Source organism: Mycobacterium kansasii ATCC 12478 (assembly GCF_000157895.3).
Lineage (GTDB): Bacteria > Actinomycetota > Actinomycetes > Mycobacteriales > Mycobacteriaceae > Mycobacterium > Mycobacterium kansasii.
Window position 1 is genome coordinate 4,071,248 of record NC_022663.1, and the last position, 16,295, is coordinate 4,087,542.

The following is a 16,295-nucleotide window of genomic DNA, read 5'->3' on the forward strand; positions in this document are numbered from 1 at the left end:
TGGTCTCATGGCAGCGACTTCGGTAGCGTTAAGTTGTTGGGATCGCCGTCGGTCAAGTGCACCGCGTGGATGCCGGGTTTCTTCTTCAGCTTGGCGATAAGGCTCTCCAGCCCTGCCGAGTCGGTGTGCCAGTGCTGCACGTTTTCTGGTTTCTCAGCCATTTCGGCGACGAGATGTTGAAGGTTCTCTGGCGACTCGCCGTCTTTGGACGAGCCGTCCTTGAGTGAAGTGGAACGGAATCGGGCGCCGCCGCCCCCGGGGCCGCGGGGCGCGGCTGCGCCCAGCGCGCTTCCAACCATGCCCGCACCGGCCATCCCGCTGAGCAGGGTTCCCTCGCTGACCGCGCCCGCCGCTACGGCATTCTGCCCCGCGCCAGACAACACCGAGGCGACCGTTCTGATCGCCGGCGTTGCCGTAGCCCAACTCGGCGGAACCGCCATACCGCCGACCAAGCCAGCGTGGCCGACATCCGCCGCTACCGCCCCACCCAGACCCGCCGAGCCGGCCAGATTTGGGCCCGAGCCGAGTCCTGCCGCCAGCACCGACCCTCCGCCGTTGCCTGCCGCGGCCCCGGCAGCCGTGCTCGCCAAGCCGTTGAGGTACTTCGTCTGGAATACCAGGCCCATGATGATGGTGATGAAGATGTCGTTCACCGGCAGGATGAGTTTCGGGATCAGCTCGAGATCGCCGGTGAGGGAGTTGATGTTTTGCATCCCGGCGAAGTCCTGCGCAGCTGTCAGCAGGCCGGAAATCGGATTCGGTCCGGTGACGATCGTCGTAAAGCTCAGCAGCGCAGTGGGTATTGCGTTGAAAAAATTCGCGATCTGCGTTTGCGTGCTGCTAACGATCTGTGTGATGTAGGTATTCACGATTGCCGCGAGTTGACCGAGCAGCCCACCCGGGCTTGTAGTCGCCGCCGGTGCCGCGAACGGCGTCAGCGTCGTGGCGGCCGCCGACTGGCCGGCGTAGTTGTTCATCGCGGTGGCATCTTGGGCCCACATCTGGGCGTACTGTGCCTCGTTGGCCGCAATCGCCGGAGTGTTCTGCCCGAAGATGTTGGTCGCCACCAACGACGCCAGCTCACTGCGATTGGCTGCGATCACCGGCGGCGGCACCATCGCCGCGAACGTCGTCTCATAAGCCACCGCGGCGGCCCGGGCCTGTGCGGCGGTCTGCTCGGATTGCGCCGCCGTGGCGCTCGTCCAGGCCATATAGGGTGCCGCTGCGGTCGCCATCGACACCGATGACGGACCTTGCCACGTCGCTGTCAGAGCCGTGATCACCGAGGAGTAAGACGCCGCCGTCGAATACAGCTGGGCCGCCAGTGCATCCCAGGCCTCGGCGGCGGTCAACATCGGCCCCGATCCCGGACCGGCATACATCCGACCGGAGTTGATTTCGGGAGGCAATAGCGCGAAATACATTGCATCGTCCTTCAGATGGTCGCAGTAACGCGGCCGGGCTCGGCCGACCCACGCGACTTGCCGTTAGTGGCGCGGCTTTTCACAAACATCTCATGAGCCGCTGCGAACCGGCTGACCTCTCGAAACGTCGCGACATGCGCGCCGAGCCGGGCCGCGGTCAACATCGCCACTACATCGGCCGCCGCATCCGCTTCCGTCGGGCGAGTCGCACCAGCGGCGTCCTGCGCGCTTTTCGTCGGTATCTTCGGCTGCGCTCTCGAAGACATGCGCACTCCTCATCTTCGTAGCTGACAGTTGCTGCGGCACTGGGTAATTGACCTCATCAAAGCTGCCCCTGGGGGGCGGACCTGCTGGCTAGTGCCGGTCTTGGCGGCAGTCATTGGGCGCCGGCGGGCACGATGAAGATGTTGACCGGACCGCTGGCCTCGCCGGCCGTAGCGCCCCCGGTTGCGCCCGAGGACCGCGCAGCGGTTCCGCCGGTAGGAACCATCGCCCGGCCGGCCAGACCCGACAGGGCCATGTTGGAGAACAAGGACCCCTCGCCCTGCGTCGCGGCCGCTGCCGGAGCGCCGGTGAGGCCGTTTTCGGCGAACACCGCAGCGACCGGTTTTACCGCGGGCGCGGACATCGCCCAGCCCTGCGGCACCGACAAACCCCCTACGAGGCCCGCACGGCCCATGCCCGCCGATGCCGCCGAGCTCAGGCCGCCCCCGGCCGAACCGACGCCCACCCATCCGCCGCTGCTTGCCGATGCGGCCGACACCTTGCTGGCTGCGTTGGCGACATTCGCAACGTTTTGGGGCAACAGGTAGCTCTGGATGCCCAGCAGGTAGGGCACGCCCGCGATGGTGAAGAGCGACAACGCCGACGAGGGTCCGGTTATCGTGCTGATGATCGTGTTCAGCGAGGACGCCAGCGACGCCGGGGCCGTTGGATCCGCCGCGGCCGCGAGCGCCGTCGAGGATCCCGGTGCTGCCAGGCTTTGCAGCGAGGAAGGCACCCCGGACATCAACTGCGGCAACGACATCGTTTGCATGCCGGCCACCGCGCTAGTTGCGCGGGCAACCGCCGCGGCCTGCCACTCCGTCCCAGCCGGGTTGGCAATCTGCGGCGGCTCGCTGAATGGCGTGACCTGCGAGGCGGTTGCCGAGGAACCGGCGTAGCCGTACATCGCGGCCGCGTCCTGTGCCCACATCTCGATGTACTCGGCCTGAGTGCCCATGATCGCCGGGGTGTTTTGACCGAAGAAATTGGTCGCGATCAGCGCCATCAACTGTGCACGATTGGCGGTGACCGCCGGCGGTGGCACGGTTGCCGCAAAGGCGGTCTCGAAGGCGACGGCCGCCACTCTGGCCTGGGTGGCCGTCTGCTCGGCTTGCGCTGCGGTGGCGTTGATCCAAGCGGTGTATGGCGCGGCCGCGGCTGCCATCGTGATCGATGCGGGACCCTGCCACCCCGCCGTCAACCCTGAGATCACCGAAGAGTAGGACGCGGCCGTGGAGTGCAACCCTGCCGCCAAGCTGTCCCAGGCCGCGGCAGCGGCAAGCATTGGTCCCGATCCGGGACCGATATACATGCGACCCGAGTTGATCTCCGGTGGTAATGCCCCGAAATCGATTGTCACCCTGCACCTCCTGGCTAGACCGCGGTGCTGGCGCGGCCTAGCGAGCCGACAACCTAAACACACTCCGGTCAAACGGCTCCGAATTTCGTCCGTTTACTGGGCTCTTCCCAAATTTTCCTCCGATACGCTGGGAGATTCCGTATCAAAACCTGTCGAAACGTTGGAAGTGGTGTGTCCTGCGACAAATTGGCGATGAAATGGCCAACAGCGCGATCGCGGCGTCTTGTCGGTCTCGCCGGCGTCGGTGAAGGGGTGGCGTTCCAAGATCGGCGAGATCGTCGATCTGAGGCAGAACTACCGACCCCGGGGGTGAAACTCGTTGGAGCTGTCGAACGATGGCTGCTGCGGCAGGGGTCTCGAAGTCGACGGTTCAGTTGGTGTGGCACGCGCACGGGCTCAAACCGCATCGGGTGCAGACGTTCAAACTATCCAACTACGCGCGCTTTGAGAAGAAACTGGTCGAGATGCCCAAAGACCTGGCGATCCGCCTGATCCTGGACAATTACGCCACCCACGAACACCAAGACGGCAGCAGGTGGCTGGACAACCCGCGGTTCCACCTGCATTTCACCCCGCGTCTTCATCCTGACTGAACATGGTGGAACGCTGGTTCCGCGAGCTGCGCGATAAAGCATTGCGGCGCTGGGTATTCCATCTAATTCCCGACCTGATCGCCTCGATCCAGTAATACATCGACCCACACAAAGACGATCCACGGCCATACGCGTGGGGACAGCGACAGCAGAATCCATCCCGGCCAACGTCGCCTGCGGCCGCGTGGCCCTCGAAAAGTCGGCTAATCCAGGACACACCACTAGCGACAAGCCGGGGAACGCAAGAATTGTCGCTCGCACGAGGGTGCAAAGGACCCTCCCGGCCCCCGGCGACACTAGTGGCTGACCTGACCGATCGCCGTCGCATCCGACAGCTCAGCGGACTAGATCAGCGGTGTCCGAGGGTGTGGACGCGCTAGGATCGGCCGGTGTCTGGGCGGTGACTCGCATAAGCGCCTTGAGCAATCGAATCAGTCGCCGCCCCATTGCCTTTCCACCGACTTGGCCACCGCCGTCAAGGTCGCATTCACCGGCGCCGCCACCCCGACGCGGGCGCCGTACCGCGGTACCGCACCGTTGATGACGTCGATCTCGCTGACCCGCCGCGTCTCATGGTCCAGCAGCGCCGACGGCTTCGCGTCGGGCATCGCGGCGCCGAAGGCCCGGACATGGGCGATGGGGTCGGTCACGGCCACCGCGATACCCGATGCCCGCGCCACCTCCCACGCCTCGGTCGCGGCCGCGCGACTGACCGTGCCCATCTCCGGGTCGTCCATCACCTGGCCAACCGTCATCCCGGTCAATGCGCAGGGCGCGCTATAGGCCACATTGCAGATCAGCTTCTCCCACTGCATGGCGGCGATGTCGGTGACCGCCGCGGTGTCGAAGCCGGCTTGGGTCCAGGCCCGGGCGATCGACTCGACGGTCTCGTGCGGCAGCGATGTATAGGCTCCGAAACGCATTGCGCGCATGGCGTTGTGGCGCACGTGCCCGGGCGCGATCCGCGCCGCGCCGAAGCCACTGGCGATCCCGACCGCGACCCGCCGGTCGCCGACGACGCCCGCGACGGTCTCGGCCGACCCCAGACCGTTCTGGACGGTCAGCACTGAAGTATCGACGCCCAGCATCGGAAGCGCCTGCTGCGCAGCAGTTCTCACGTCAGCGGCCTTGACGGCCAGCACGATCAGGTCCATCGCCTCGGCGGGCGCCGTGGTGGCGGCCCGCAGCGGCACCAACTGCTCATAACCGGGCCCGGTGACCCGCAACCCGTGCCGGGCGATCTGCTCGATGCCGGCCTGCTGCCGGTCGATTACCACGACGTCGTTGCCCGCGGCGGCCAGCCTGGCGGCATAGATGGAACCCATTGCGCCGCAACCTATTATCGCGATTTTCATCCGGGTGCCCCTAGCCCGTCAGCTCGGTGATCAGTTCGGCTAAGCCGGATTTCTGCTCGAGCCCGAAGCCCGGTGCGTCCGTCGGCGAGATCCGGCCCCCGGTTACCGCGCACCCGTCGGGATATCCACCGAAGGGCTGGAACACTCCCGGGTAGGACTCGCAACCGCCCAGCCCCAGGGCTGCCGCGATGTGCAGGTTGATCAGGTGGCCGCCGTGCGGGAAGGCGAACCTCCGATCGAATCCGTGCGCCTCGACCACCTCGAGCATCCGCGCATACTCGCCCAGCCCGTAGCTCAGACCGGCATCCATCTGGAAAACGTCGCGGCCCGGCCGCATGCCGCCGTAGCGGACCAGGTTGGTCACATCGGGCACCGAGAACAGGTTTTCACCGGTGGCTATCGCGCCGTCGTAGCAGCCGGTCACCTCGCGGTTGAGGTCGAAATCGAGTGGATCACCGGGCTCTTCGTACCAGCGCAGGCCGTAAGGCGCCAGCGCCGTGGCCCAGTGCGTCGCGGCGGACCGGTCGAACCGGCCGTTCGCGTCGACCGCGACGCGTTCGGCGCCGACGACGTCGATCACCGCCTCGATGCGGGCGAGGTCGTCGGCCAGCGCGGCGCCGCCGATCTTCATCTTGACCGCCGCGTAGCCCTGATCTAGATAGCCGCGCATCTCGTCGCGCAACTCGGCCAGGCCGCGCCCCGGGTAGTAGTAGCCGCCGGCAGCATAGACCGCGACCGCGGGCGCCGGTCGTCGTCCGAAGTGACGTGCGATGGTCGCGTAGGCGGGTTCGCTGCCGAGTTTGGCGTTGAGGTCCCAGCACGCCAGTTCCAGGGCGGCGGCCGCGGCCGCCCGATCGCCGTGCCCACCGGGTTTCTCGTCGGCCAGGGCACATGCCAAGACTGCGGCCGCGTCTATCCGTCCGGATCGATCCAGCAGGGCTTCCGGCGCCGCGGACAGGACGCGCGGGATCATCCGGTCGCGCAGGATCCCGCTCTGGGCGAATCGTCCGATCGAGTCGAAAGCCACCCCGGCCACCGGCTTTCCGTCGCGGACGACATCGCTGACCAGTGCCACCAGCGAGACGGTGTGCTGCGCGAAGTTGACGACCGCGTTGGCAGGGCTGCCGTGTAGTGCGACCGGTCGCTCCCGGATCGCGGTGACCCGCATCGCCCGGTCTCAGGAGGTCCGGGTAAACAGCACCGCGCTCTCGAACGGCAGCCGCGCGAAAATCGGCCGCCAGCCGGCAGTTACCTGCGGCGCCGCCTCGGCCATGCTCACCACCCGCGGATCGGTGATGCCGAAAGTCTTGGCGCGCCGCCGCATTCGCCCGCCACCGGCCGCCCTGAGGTTCTTCAGCCAGTCCCGGTCCGGCCCGTAGGTCAGCACGACCGCCACCCCGGGTTTGCCGTCGACGGTGGCCTCGAAGGCGTTGACCGGGGTGCGGTACGGCTTGCCCGATCGTCGACCGACATGCTCGATGGTCGCGAACGGAGGTAGCCAGCCGGCCCACATCCGCTGAATGGGGTTGGTGACATGGCGGTTGAACCGGGCGAGCCGTTGCGGAAATTGCATGTCACTATCCAACTCATTTCCAGGGCCACATCTCAAGGCGGGCAATCGGTCGCGCCGGCTCCGGAAACCGTGCACTATCGAAGCCGACAGGGAGGTGGGCGAATGATTCGCGCCGTGTGGAACGGGACCGTGCTCGCGGAAGTGCCGCAGACCGTCAGGGTGGAGGGCAATCACTACTTCCCGCCGGAATCGGTGCACCGCGAGTATTTGATCGACAGCGCCACCACATCGATATGCCCGTGGAAGGGGGTGGCCAGCTACTACACCGTCGTGGTGGATGGCCAGACCAACCCGGATGCTGCCTGGTATTACCCGGACCCCAGCCCGGCTGCCAGTGACATCAAGAACCACGTGGCGTTCTGGCGAGGCGTGACCATCGAGGGCCAGCCGAGCTAACGGCTTGGACGCCGGAAGGCGATCCGCCAACGGGCGGACGCGGCCGCCCGGTCGAGTAGCTCCGGAGCCCGGCTGCGGACCGCGGCGATGACCTCGCTGGGCCTCGGGTTGACCATGGCGATATCGCCGACGACGACGGTGGGCACGGTCTCGTTACCGTCGGCGATCGAGCGGACCACCGCGGCCGCCTCCGGATCGGTCCAGATGTTCACCTCCCGGGTGGGCAGCCGGCGCCGCCGTAGCGCTCTGCGCAGGCGCCAACAGAACGGGCAGCCCGGACGCCAGTAGATCACCACTTCGCCGGCCATGCCGTTACCCCAGCGACCGATCGATACTCAGCAACTCGTCGACCGACCACTGGTCGTCGGCGTGACGCCCGTAATGCACCGCGACGAGGCTGCCGTCCGAATCGATGAGAAAGTCCGCGGGCAGCCCCAAATGCGTTGTGCCGTCGGTAGATCCGACGCCGGCGTAGGCCGGGTCGCGGCGGTGCCGCAGCGCGGCTCGGTAGCCGCGGACAGCTGCTGACCAGGCGCGCAAACTGGCCAGGGAGCGCCAGCTCCGCTCCACCCCGAACCGGCGGTAGTGCACCTTATCGGGGTCGGCGACCACGGCGAACGGCAGCACGGTCTGGTATCCGCGCAGCGCGTCGGACGGCGAGTGAAAGAACACCACTTCGGTGATACCGGCGTCGGTGAGCTGCTCGTGGCGGTCGGCGAAGCCGTGCAGATGCAGACTGCAGATCGGGCACCCGGCAAACCGGCGAAACTGCAGATGGGTACGCCCCCGGGGTGCCGGCACCGACACCGGCTGGCCGGTGATGGTTACCAGCTCTTGTGCGGGAATCCTCGCGCCCGTCGACAGCCGGCCGGCGTTCCTCATAGAGTCCCCATAGAGCTAGTACACCTCGCCGGCCCGGCTGTGCCAACTTCAGGCCAACTTCAGGCCAACTTCAGGCCAACTTCAAGCTCTAGGCCGACGTCAGCGAGCCGCGCTCGTGCGCTGCCGGCAGAAAGCGTGCTGCGTGGTCGGCGTACTCGGCGGTGACATAGACGTGGTACCGGCGCGCCAGCAGCGTCTGCTCGCTGGTGAAGTCCCGCTTCCCACCCGTGGACGCGTGTGCGGCGAAGCCGAAGATAGCGCCCCAGAGTGCGCCGAAGGCAATCGGTAGCAGGAGCACCCATACCCAGAGCCATAACGGCCCGACGGCAAAGAGCAAGAACAGCAGACCGATCAGCGCACCGATCCAGGCGCCACTGGCCGCACCCGCGAGGGCGGCCTTGCCCTTGGTCATGCGGCCGGTGACTTGTTCGACGGTGCGCAGGCCGTCACCGACGATGCGGACGTGCTCGACGGGGAATCCGCCGTCGGACATGCGATCTACCAGCTCCTGCGCCGCGTCGTAACGGTCAAACGATGCGACCAGCCGTTGTCCGGTGCTCGATGTCGTGTGTTCTCCGGCGGGGTCGGTCATGAGTCCTCATCCCTCCCGATATCCCTCTCGATACTTCAACTGTCTGCCGTCAGAGGGTTACCCCATGCTGGGCGGTCGTATGCACGCTGCGCCGAATCCGGATAAAATCCGTTGGCTGCCATAGATTTTCAGCCTCGGGCTACTGCTGACTGGGACACGGCTCGATGGGCACCCGCATGGTCAGGTCGCCGTAGTTGTCGAATACAGTCGAATACAAGGGTCACAGCCACCGACGTACCCGGTCTGGCGGATTCCCGCAGGCCGTAGACGCTGACGGGAAGCGGTTGGGCCGGAAGCGCCCTTACCGACCTGTTCGATCGGTTGGCCGGCGGCGATCGACGACTGAAGGGGATTTCCAGCGGCGCGGCAGGAGAGATGTGGACGGTGTGGGAGTTCGAGCCGCGGTTCGACGAGTCGATCACCGGGTTGTCGCTGCCGCAGCCGCCGGCCAGCACGGCCATCACCAGGCCCCCGGATGCCGCGCCCAGCCTGATCGGGTTGCCTACGCCCATGGGGGGATGCCTTCCCGGCCATCGGCGCGCTTACACCGCGGCGGGTAGAACTCTTACACCCTGTAGTTGAACGGGCCGCGGCGGCTGGGACACTAGTCGTCATGGGCAGCACGGACCAGGCGACCGCGCAGACGCACGTCTCCGCGCAGCTGTTCGCCGACGCCTGCACGGTCATCCCCGGCGGGGTGAACTCCCCGGTGCGCGCGTTCACGGCCGTCGGCGGCACCCCGCGCTTCATCACCGAAGCGCACGGCTGCCGGCTCACCGACGCCGACGGCAACCACTACGTCGACCTGGTCTGCTCCTGGGGCCCGATGATCCTCGGCCACGCTCATCCCGCCGTCGTCGACGCCGTCGCCGCAGCCGCCGCCAACGGCCTGTCGTTCGGGGCGCCCACGCCCGCCGAGACCGATCTGGCCGCCGAGATCATCACCCGGGTGGCACCCGTCGAGCGGATCCGGCTGGTCAATTCCGGCACCGAGGCCACCATGAGCGCGGTCCGGCTGGCGCGCGGGTACACCGGCCGCGCCAAGATCATCAAGTTCTCCGGCTGCTATCACGGCCACGTCGACGCGCTGCTGGCCGATGCGGGCTCGGGTGTGGCCACGCTGGGCCTGCCGTCGTCGCCGGGGGTCACCGGCGCCGCGGCGGCCGACACCATCGTGTTGCCCTACAACGACGTCGACGCCGTCCGGGAGAGTTTTGCGCGGTACGGCGAGCAGATCGCCGCGGTGATCACCGAGGCCAGCCCGGGCAATATGGGCGTCGTCCCGCCCAAGCCCGGCTACAACGCCGCGCTGCGCTCGATCACCGCCGAGCACGGCGCGCTGCTGATCGTCGACGAGGTGATGACCGGCTTCCGGGTCAGCCGAGGTGGCTGGTACGGCCTTGATCCGGTGGCCGCCGACCTGTTCACCTTCGGCAAGGTGATGAGCGGCGGGCTGCCCGCCGCCGCGTTCGGCGGCCGGGCCGAGGTGATGCAGAAGCTGGCGCCGCTGGGGCCGGTGTATCAAGCCGGGACGCTGTCGGGCAACCCGGTGGCGATGGCCGCCGGGCTGGCCACGCTGCGGGCCGCCGACGACGCGGTGTACGCGGCGCTGGACGCCAACGCCGACCGATTGGCAGCGCTGCTGGCCGAGGCGCTGACCGAGGCCGGGGTGCCGCATCAGATTCCCCGCGCCGGCAACATGCTCAGCGTGTTCTTCACCGACGGGCCGGTCACCGACTTCGCGTCGGCGCGGGCCAGCCAGACCTGGCGTTATCCCCCGTTCTTCCACGCCCTGCTGGACGCGGGCGTCTACCCGCCATGCAGCGCCTTCGAGGCGTGGTTCGTCTCGGCCGCCCTCGATGACGCCGCGTTCGAGCGGATCGCCGACGCCCTGCCTGTTGCGGCCCGTCGGGCCGCCGCCGCCCGAGAGGACAAAGCTTGATGGCCGAAGAAACCCGGGTCCATGTGGTGCGCCACGGCGAGGTGCACAACCCCAGCGGGGTGCTCTACGGCCGGTTGCCCGGCTTCCACCTGTCGGATGCCGGCCGAGCGCAGGCGGTCGCGGTCGCCGACTTCCTGGCCGGCCGCGACGTCGTCGCGGTGATCGCCTCGCCGCTGCAACGCGCCCAGGAGACCGCCGCGCCCATCGCCTCCCGCCACGAGCTGCCGGTGGACACCGACCATGACCTGATCGAATCGGCGAACTTCTTCGAGGGCCGGCGCGTCGGCCTCGGTGACGGCGCGTGGCGCGACCTGCGGGTGTGGTGGCAGCTGCGCAACCCGTTCACGCCGTCGTGGGGCGAGCCGTACACCCAGATCGCGCAACGGATGTCGACCGCGGTGGACAAGGCGCGGGTGCGGGCCGCCGGCCACGAGGTGGTGTGCGTCAGCCACCAGCTGCCGGTGTGGACGCTGCGACTGCACGTGACCGGTCGGCGGCTCTGGCATGACCCCCGGCGCCGGGAGTGCTCGCTGGCGTCGGTGACCTCCCTGGTGTACGACGGCGACCGCCTGGTCGACGTGGTGTACTCCGAACCGGCAGGCTGCTGAGCATGCGGCGGCTCGCGATTGCCCTGGCGGTGGCAGCCATGTTGACCGGCTGCTCCGGGCGCGATGCCGTCGCCCAGGGCGGCACCTTCCAATTCGTCTCCCCCGGCGGCAAGACCGACATCTTCTACGACCCGCCGGCCAGCCGCGGCCGTCCGGGCCCGCTGTCCGGGCCGGACCTGCGCGACCCGGCGCGCACGCTGTCACTCGACGACTTGCCCGGGCAGGTCGTCGTCGTCAACGTCTGGGGTCAGTGGTGCGGGCCCTGCCGGGCCGAGATCACCCAGCTGCAGCGGGTGTACGACGCTACGCACGGCTCCGGGGTGTCCTTCCTCGGCATCGACGTGCGCGACAACAGCCGCGACGCCGCACTGGATTTCGTCAACGACCGGCACGTCACGTTCCCGTCCATCTACGACCCGGCGATGCGCACCCTGATCGCGTTCGGCGGCAAGTACCCCACCACCGTCATTCCGTCCACGCTGGTGCTCGATCGCCAGCACCGGGTCGCGGCGGTGTTCCTGCGCGAGTTGCTGGCCGAGGATCTGCAGCCGGTGGTGCAGCGGGTAGCGGCCGAAGAACCCTCGCCGGGGCGGCAATGACCGGTTTCACCGAGATCGCCGCCGCCGGGCCGCTGCTGCTGGCGCTCGGCGTGTGTGTGCTGGCCGGGCTGGTGTCGTTCGCCTCACCCTGTGTGGTGCCGCTGGTGCCGGGCTACCTTTCCTATCTGGCGGGCGTGGTCGGGGTCAACGAGGAGCCACGGCCGCAGCCCGCGGCCCGGTGGCGGGTCGCGGGGTCGGCGGCGCTGTTCGTCGCCGGGTTCACCGCGGTGTTCGTGCTGGGCACCGTCGCCGTACTCGGTATGACGACCACGTTGATCAGTAACCAGGTGCTGCTGCAGCGGGTGGGCGGGGTGCTGACCGTCGTGATGGGGTTGGTGTTCGTGGGCCTGATCCCGGCCCTGCAGCGTCAGGTCAAGTTCAGCCCGCGGCTGCTGACGACGGTGGCCGGGGCACCGCTGCTCGGCGCGGTGTTCGCGCTGGGCTGGACGCCGTGCCTGGGGCCGACGCTGACAGGCGTGATCACCGTGGCTTCGGCCACCGACGGCGCCAGCGTGGCGCGCGGGATCGTCCTGGTGATCGCCTACTGCCTGGGGCTGGGCATTCCGTTTATCTTGCTGGCGTTCGGTACGGCGGGGGCGGTTGCGGGCCTGGGCTGGCTGCGCCGGCACACCAGGGCCATTCAGGTCTTCGGCGGCGTGCTGTTGATCGCCGTCGGCCTGGCGCTGGTCACCGGCGTCTGGAACGACGTGATCGCCTGGCTGCGCGACGCGGTCGTGTCCGACGTGAGGTTGCCGATTTGACGGCGCGAGTAGCTGGGCTCGCAGGAAAAGCGCGCAACACCTGGCGGTCGCTGACGTCGATGGGCACCGCGCTGGTGCTGCTGTTTCTGCTCGCGCTCGGGGCGATACCGGGAGCCCTGCTGCCGCAGCGCAGCCTCAACGCCGGCAAGGTCGACGACTACCTGCGCACCCACCCCGTGATCGGTCCGTGGCTGAACGAACTGCAGGCCTTCGACGTGTTCTCCAGCTTCTGGTTCACCGCCGTCTACGTGCTGCTGTTTGTGTCGCTGGTCGGCTGCCTGACTCCGCGGATGATCGAGCACGCCCGCAGCCTGCGGGCCGCACCGGTCGCCGCGCCGCGCAACCTGGCCCGGCTGCCCAAGCACTCCAGCTCCCCGGCCCGGCTCACCGACCCGGCCGATCCGGGCACGCTGGCCACGACGATCGCGGCGAGGCTACAGGGCTGGCGCAGGGTCGTCCGGACCACAGACGGCAGCTACGAGGTCTCAGCCGAGAAGGGCTACCTGCGCGAATTCGGCAACATCGTCTTCCATTTCTCGCTGCTTGGTCTGCTTGTCGCGGTGGCCGTCGGCAAGCTCTTCGGCTACGAGGGCAACGTCATCGTCATCGCCGATGGCGGTCCCGGCTTCTGCTCGGCCTCGCCGGCGGCGTTCGACTCGTTCCGCGCCGGCAACACCGTCGACGGCACGTCGCTGCACCCGATCTGCATCCGGGTCAACGACTTCGCGGCCCACTACCTGCCGTCCGGGCAGGCCACCTCGTTTGCCGCCGACATCGACTACCAGGCCGACCCGGGCAGCCACGACCCATCGGCCAATACCTGGCGGCCCTACCGGTTGGAGGTCAACCATCCGCTGCGGGTCGGCGGGGACCGGGTGTATCTGCAGGGCCACGGCTATGCGCCCAGCTTCACCGTGACCTTCCCCGACGGACAGACCCGCACGTCGACCGTGCAATGGCGACCCGACAACCCGCAGACCCTGCTGTCGTCGGGGGTGGTGCGCATCGATCCGCCGGCCGGCAGCTATCCCACCGCCGAAGAACGCCGTCGGCACCAAATCGCGATCCAGGGCCTGCTGGCACCGACCGAGCAGCTGGACGGCACCCTGTTGTCGTCGCGTTTCCCGGCGTTGGACGCCCCCGCGGTGGCCGTCGACATCTACCGCGGCGACACCGGCCTGGACACCGGGCGACCGCAGTCGCTGTTCAGCCTGGATCCCCGGCTGATCGACCAGGGCCGGCTCACCAAGGAAAAGCGGGTCAACCTGCGCGCCGGCGAACAGGTGCGCCTCGATCCGGACGGCACCACCGTCCGCTTCGACGGCGCCGTGCCCTTCGTCAACCTGCAGGTCTCCCACGATCCCGGCCAGACCTGGGTGCTGGTGTTCGCCGTCACGATGATGGCCGGGCTGCTGGTATCGCTGCTGGTGCGCCGGCGCCGGGTCTGGGTCCGGATTACGCCGGCCACCGATACCCCCGGTACGGTGAACGTCGAGCTGGGCGGCCTGGCGCGGACCGACAACTCCGGCTGGGGTGACGAGTTCGAGCGGCTGACCGAGCGGTTGTTGGCCGGGCTTGTCGAAACGGCGCCCGCCAGAAGGAGCCCCCAGGACGTCACATGAATACCGCACACATCAATATCGGCCTGGCCCGCTACTCCGACTGGGCATTCACCTCCGCGGTGGTGGCCCTGGTGGTGGCGCTGTTGCTGCTGGCCTTCGAACTGGCCTACGTCCGCGGCCGCAAACTCGAACCGGTCGCGGTGGCCGCGGGATCGGTTGCCCTCGACAGCACCACTCCGGGGATCGTGGCCGACGGTCCGCAGCGGCCGTTCGACGAGCGCGTCGGCCGGGCCGGGCTGGCCGTGCTCTACCTCGGCATGGGGCTGCTGGGCGCCTGCATCGTGCTGCGGGGCCTGGCCACCATGCGGGTGCCGTGGGGAAACATGTACGAGTTCATCAACCTGACCTGCATGTCCGGGCTGGTCGCCGGCGCGGTGGTGCTGCGCCGCCCGCAGAACCGTCCGCTGTGGGTCTTCCTGTTGGTCCCGGTTCTGATCCTGCTGACGGTGTCCGGACGCTGGCTGTACGCCAATGCCGCCCCGGTGATGCCGGCACTGCAGTCGTACTGGTTGCCCATTCACGTCTCGGTGGTCAGCCTCGGTTCGGGGGTGTTCCTGGTCGCCGGCATCGCCAGCATCCTGTTCTTGCTGCGGACCTCGCGGCTGGGTGAGCCCGCAACCGAAGGGGCGTTGGCCCGCCTCGTGCAGCGGTTCCCCGATGCCCAAACCCTGGACGGGATCGCCTACCGGACCACGATCTTCGCCTTCCCGGTGTTCGGTTTCGGAGTCATCTTCGGGGCCATCTGGGCCGAGGAAGCCTGGGGCCGTTACTGGGGCTGGGACCCCAAGGAAACGGTGTCCTTCGTCGCGTGGGTGATCTACGCGGCCTACCTTCATGCCAGGTCAACCGCGGGCTGGCGGGACCGGAAGGCGGCCTGGGTCAATGTCGTCGGGTTCGTGGCCATGGTCTTCAACCTGTTCTTCGTTAACCTGGTTACCGTCGGTTTGCACTCCTATGCTGGTGTGGGGTGACCAGGCAGCGGGTACAAAAACCGAGTAACGCGACGAGGGGACGTACACGTGTCTGACCATCCGACGGAGGGCGTGGGGGCGCCACTGGGGCAGGAACGCCAAGACCCGGATCGCCCGACGACACAGCTGCCGGCCGGCGAGACGGCGGGCGACTCCGGCGAGGCGCCGACTCGGGCCTTCGCCGGATTCCGCACCGAGCGACGCTTCTCCGAATCGGAGACGCACGCCGTGCCCCCGCCGCCGGCCCGCGCCGAGCCGCGCGCGTGGGCGGCCACCACGCCGGCCAAGGGGCTGCCGACGATCACGGACGCGCAGCCGTATGGCTATTTCGGCGGGCAGCCGGCCGACACCTCGGTGGAGACTGCGCAGCGACCGGCGGGCACGCCGCCGCCGCGTTATCCGGAATTGTCCACCAGCACGTTGTTGCGTCAGGTCAAACCGCCGCCGTCGGAGGGTTGGCGCCGCTGGCTCTACATGGTGTCCGGCAAGCTGATCAACCTGGGGGAAAGCCCACGGGTCAACCGATACAACGACCTGGTGGTTCAGGTGAACCGGCCGTTGCGCGGTTGCTATCGGATCGCGCTGCTCTCACTGAAGGGCGGCGTCGGCAAGACCACCATCACCGCCACCCTGGGCGGCACGTTCGCCTCGATCCGCGGGGACCGGGTGGTGGCGGTCGACGCCAACCCGGACCGCGGAACGCTGAGCCAGAAGGTGCCGGTGGAGACGCCGGCCACGGTGCGTCATCTGCTGCGCGACGCCGACGGCATCGACCGCTACAGCGACGTCCGCAGCTACACCTCGGTGGGCCCCAGCAGGCTGGAAGTGTTGGCCTCGGAAACCGATCCGGCGGTGTCGGAGGCGTTCAGCGCCGACGATTATGCTCGCACCCTCGAGATCCTCGAGCGGTTCTACGGCCTGGTGCTCACCGACTGCGGCACCGGGTTACTGCATTCGGCGATGTCGGCGGTGTTGGCCAAGGCCGACGTGCTGATCGTGGTCAGCTCGGCATCCATCGATGGCGCCCGCAGCGCCTCGGCAACGCTGGACTGGCTGGATGCACACGGGTACGAAGAGCTGGTACGCGGATCGATCGCGGTGATCAACGCCGTCCGGCCGCGGTCCGGCAAGGTCGACATGCAGAAGGTGGTCGATCACTTCTCGCGGCGGTGCCGCGCGGTGCGGCTGGTGCCGTTCGACCCGCATCTCGAAGAGGGCGCCGAGATCCGCTTCGAGCGGTTGAAGCGGGAGACTCGCGAGGCGCTGATGGAGTTGGCCGCCGTTGTCGCAGACGGATTTCCCAACGATCAGCGGCGAACCAACCCGGCGTTCATCTAGGTCGACCGGGCGGCA

The 16,295-nt window shown here is 68.1% G+C and carries 17 protein-coding genes and 1 pseudogene; 9 read left to right on the plus strand and 9 right to left on the minus strand.

What is annotated here, in order from left to right; genetic code table 11:
• Positions 1-5: 5 nt before the first annotated feature.
• From MKAN_RS17745 to MKAN_RS17755, 3 genes are all read right to left on the minus strand, one after another.
• Positions 6-1,424, minus strand: coding sequence for a PPE family protein (locus tag MKAN_RS17745; protein WP_023370514.1), 1,419 nt, complete (start codon positions 1,422-1,424; stop codon positions 6-8).
• Positions 1,425-1,435: 11 nt separating this feature from the next.
• The gene (locus tag MKAN_RS17750) at positions 1,436-1,690 is read right to left on the minus strand and encodes a hypothetical protein (RefSeq protein ID WP_023370516.1); all 255 of its coding nucleotides are present in this window, start codon (positions 1,688-1,690) and stop codon (positions 1,436-1,438) included.
• Positions 1,691-1,800: 110 nt separating this feature from the next.
• Positions 1,801-3,042 carry a PPE family protein gene (locus MKAN_RS17755; protein WP_036444103.1) on the minus strand — a complete coding sequence of 414 codons (1,242 nt, stop codon included), beginning with the start codon at positions 3,040-3,042 and terminating at the stop codon, positions 1,801-1,803.
• 182 nt (positions 3,043-3,224) lie between these two features.
• Between MKAN_RS17755 and MKAN_RS29815 the strand changes: the two are divergent.
• Positions 3,225-3,840, plus strand: a pseudogene (locus MKAN_RS29815) (transposase); the annotation flags it as partial.
• Between the two features lie 232 nt (positions 3,841-4,072).
• Here the strand turns inward: MKAN_RS29815 and MKAN_RS17765 are convergent.
• The 3 genes from MKAN_RS17765 to MKAN_RS17775 are packed head-to-tail and all read right to left on the minus strand — an operon-like array spanning position 4,073 to position 6,569.
• A complete protein-coding gene (locus MKAN_RS17765; RefSeq protein WP_036395268.1) occupies positions 4,073-4,996 on the minus strand; it encodes a ketopantoate reductase family protein in 924 nt (307 codons plus the stop codon).
• 10 nt (positions 4,997-5,006) lie between these two features.
• A complete protein-coding gene (locus tag MKAN_RS17770; protein ID WP_023370526.1) occupies positions 5,007-6,164 on the minus strand; it encodes an enolase C-terminal domain-like protein in 1,158 nt (385 codons plus the stop codon).
• Positions 6,165-6,173: 9 nt separating this feature from the next.
• Positions 6,174-6,569, minus strand: a complete 396-nt coding sequence (locus tag MKAN_RS17775) for a nitroreductase family deazaflavin-dependent oxidoreductase (protein ID WP_023370528.1) — start codon at positions 6,567-6,569, stop codon at positions 6,174-6,176.
• A 102-nt stretch (positions 6,570-6,671) separates the two neighbouring features.
• Between MKAN_RS17775 and MKAN_RS17780 the strand changes: the two genes are divergently transcribed.
• Positions 6,672-6,965 carry a DUF427 domain-containing protein gene (locus MKAN_RS17780; RefSeq protein ID WP_023370530.1) on the plus strand — a complete coding sequence of 98 codons (294 nt, stop codon included), beginning with the start codon at positions 6,672-6,674 and terminating at the stop codon, positions 6,963-6,965.
• Here the strand turns inward: MKAN_RS17780 and MKAN_RS17785 are convergent.
• The 3 genes from MKAN_RS17785 to MKAN_RS17795 all read right to left on the minus strand — a co-directional run bounded on the left by MKAN_RS17785 (position 6,962) and on the right by MKAN_RS17795 (position 8,439).
• Positions 6,962-7,273, minus strand: a complete 312-nt coding sequence (locus MKAN_RS17785; RefSeq protein WP_023370532.1) for a glutaredoxin family protein — start codon at positions 7,271-7,273, stop codon at positions 6,962-6,964. The genes MKAN_RS17780 and MKAN_RS17785 overlap by 4 nt on opposite strands.
• 4 nt (positions 7,274-7,277) lie before the next feature.
• The gene (locus MKAN_RS17790; RefSeq protein ID WP_023370534.1) at positions 7,278-7,847 is read right to left on the minus strand and encodes a peroxiredoxin-like family protein; all 570 of its coding nucleotides are present in this window, start codon (positions 7,845-7,847) and stop codon (positions 7,278-7,280) included.
• An 88-nt stretch (positions 7,848-7,935) separates the two neighbouring features.
• Positions 7,936-8,439 carry a YflT domain-containing protein gene (locus MKAN_RS17795; RefSeq protein WP_023370536.1) on the minus strand — a complete coding sequence of 168 codons (504 nt, stop codon included), beginning with the start codon at positions 8,437-8,439 and terminating at the stop codon, positions 7,936-7,938.
• 613 nt (positions 8,440-9,052) lie between these two features.
• Between MKAN_RS17795 and hemL the strand changes: the two genes are divergently transcribed.
• The 7 genes from hemL to MKAN_RS17830 are packed head-to-tail and all read left to right on the plus strand — an operon-like array spanning position 9,053 to position 16,280.
• Positions 9,053-10,381 (plus strand): glutamate-1-semialdehyde 2,1-aminomutase, encoded by a 1,329-nt coding sequence (gene hemL / locus MKAN_RS17800; protein ID WP_023370538.1) that lies wholly within the window; start codon positions 9,053-9,055, stop codon positions 10,379-10,381.
• On the plus strand, positions 10,381-10,989 hold the full coding sequence (locus MKAN_RS17805; protein ID WP_023370540.1) for a histidine phosphatase family protein: 609 nt from the start codon (positions 10,381-10,383) through the stop codon (positions 10,987-10,989). Before hemL ends, MKAN_RS17805 begins: the two co-directional genes overlap by 1 nt.
• A 2-nt stretch (positions 10,990-10,991) precedes the next feature.
• Positions 10,992-11,588 carry a TlpA disulfide reductase family protein gene (locus MKAN_RS17810; protein WP_023370542.1) on the plus strand — a complete coding sequence of 199 codons (597 nt, stop codon included), beginning with the start codon at positions 10,992-10,994 and terminating at the stop codon, positions 11,586-11,588.
• A complete protein-coding gene (locus tag MKAN_RS17815; protein WP_023370544.1) occupies positions 11,585-12,349 on the plus strand; it encodes a cytochrome c biogenesis CcdA family protein in 765 nt (254 codons plus the stop codon). Before MKAN_RS17810 ends, MKAN_RS17815 begins: the two co-directional genes overlap by 4 nt.
• Positions 12,350-12,408: 59 nt before the next feature.
• Positions 12,409-13,971 (plus strand): cytochrome c biogenesis protein ResB, encoded by a 1,563-nt coding sequence (resB, locus tag MKAN_RS17820; protein ID WP_023370546.1) that lies wholly within the window; start codon positions 12,409-12,411, stop codon positions 13,969-13,971.
• Positions 13,968-14,942, plus strand: a complete 975-nt coding sequence (gene ccsB / locus MKAN_RS17825) for a c-type cytochrome biogenesis protein CcsB (RefSeq protein WP_023370548.1) — start codon at positions 13,968-13,970, stop codon at positions 14,940-14,942. The genes resB and ccsB overlap by 4 nt, the downstream gene beginning before the upstream one ends.
• Before the next feature lie 48 nt (positions 14,943-14,990).
• The gene (locus MKAN_RS17830) at positions 14,991-16,280 is read left to right on the plus strand and encodes a MinD/ParA family ATP-binding protein (protein ID WP_023370550.1); all 1,290 of its coding nucleotides are present in this window, start codon (positions 14,991-14,993) and stop codon (positions 16,278-16,280) included.
• Positions 16,281-16,295 lie beyond the last annotated feature (15 nt).